This is a genomic window from Phenylobacterium sp. (assembly GCF_041916435.1).
Lineage (GTDB): Bacteria > Pseudomonadota > Alphaproteobacteria > Caulobacterales > Caulobacteraceae > Phenylobacterium.
The window spans coordinates 1-1,185 of sequence record NZ_JAYRZM010000030.1 but is presented as its reverse complement, the minus strand read 5'-3'; the positions used below and the strand labels follow the sequence as shown (position 1 = coordinate 1,185).

Sequence of the window (1,185 nt, the reverse complement as noted above, 5' to 3'; positions counted from 1 at the left end):
TCATCGCCGGCAAGCAGGCCATCGACAACGACATGAACGCCACCGGCCAGATGCTGGCGGCGATCCTGGGCTGGGCGCAGGCGACCTTCGCCAGCAAGGTCGAGATCGAAGGGGCCAAGGCCAAGGTGACGCGCGAGGTCGACGGCGGCCTCCAGACCATCGCGGTGGCGCTGCCGGCGGTGGTCACCGCCGACCTGCGGCTGAACGAGCCGCGCTATGCGAGCCTGCCCAACATCATGAAGGCCAAGAAGAAGCCCTTGGAGGAAAAGACCGCCGGTGATTACGGCGTCGACGTCGCGCCGCGTCTCGAGGTGGTCTCGGTGCGCGAGCCCGAGGGCCGCAAGGCCGGCATCAAGGTCGGCTCGGTGGACGAGCTGCTGGGCAAGCTGAAAGAAGCGGGGGTGATCTGATGGCTGTTCTGCTGCTTGGGGAAGTGACGAACGGGGTGCTGAACCGCGATGCGACGGCGAAGGCGGTGCAGGCGGTCAAGGCGCTTGGCGATGTGACGGTGCTCTGCGCCGGCGCGCAGGCCAAGGCGGCGGCCGCGGAGGCCGCGACGATCGCCGGCGTCGCCAGGGTGCTGGTGGCGGAGGCGCCGCTCTACGGCCACCGCCTGGCCGAGCCGACCGCGGCGCTGATCGTGTCGCTGGCCGGCGATTACGACCACATCGCCGCCCCGGCGACCACGGACGCCAAGAACGTCATGCCCCGCGTCGCGGCGCTTCTGGACGTGATGGTGCTGTCGGACGTCTCGGCCATCATCGACGCCGAGACCTTCGAGCGGCCGATCTATGCCGGCAACGCCATCCAGGTGGTGAAGTCGAAGGACGCCAAGAAGGTCTTCACCATCCGCACGGCGAGCTTCGACGCGGCGGGGATCGGCGGCAACGCCCCGGTCACCGAGACCGCCGCTGCCGCCGATCCGGGCCTGTCGAGCTGGGTCGCCGACGAGGTGGCCGAGAGCGACCGTCCCGAGCTGACCTCGGCGAAACGCGTGGTCTCGGGCGGCCGGGGCCTCGGCTCGAAGGAGAGCTTCGCGATCATCGAAGAGCTGGCCGACAAGCTCGGCGCCGCGGTGGGCGCCTCGCGCGCGGCGGTGGACAGCGGCTATGCCCCGAACGACTGGCAGGTCGGCCAGACCGGCAAGGTGGTCGCCCCCGAGCTCTATGTCGCGGTGGGCATCTC

At 70.1% G+C, this 1,185-nt stretch carries 1 protein-coding gene and 1 pseudogene; both read left to right on the top strand.

Going from position 1 to position 1,185, the window contains the following annotated elements:
• Positions 1–410: pseudogene (locus tag ACE3TA_RS22610) on the top strand (electron transfer flavoprotein subunit beta/FixA family protein); the annotation flags it as partial.
• A partial coding sequence (locus ACE3TA_RS22605; RefSeq protein WP_374576580.1) for an electron transfer flavoprotein subunit alpha/FixB family protein occupies positions 410–1,185 on the top strand: 776 nt, incomplete at its 3' end. The pseudogene ACE3TA_RS22610 and the gene ACE3TA_RS22605, both read left to right, overlap by 1 nt.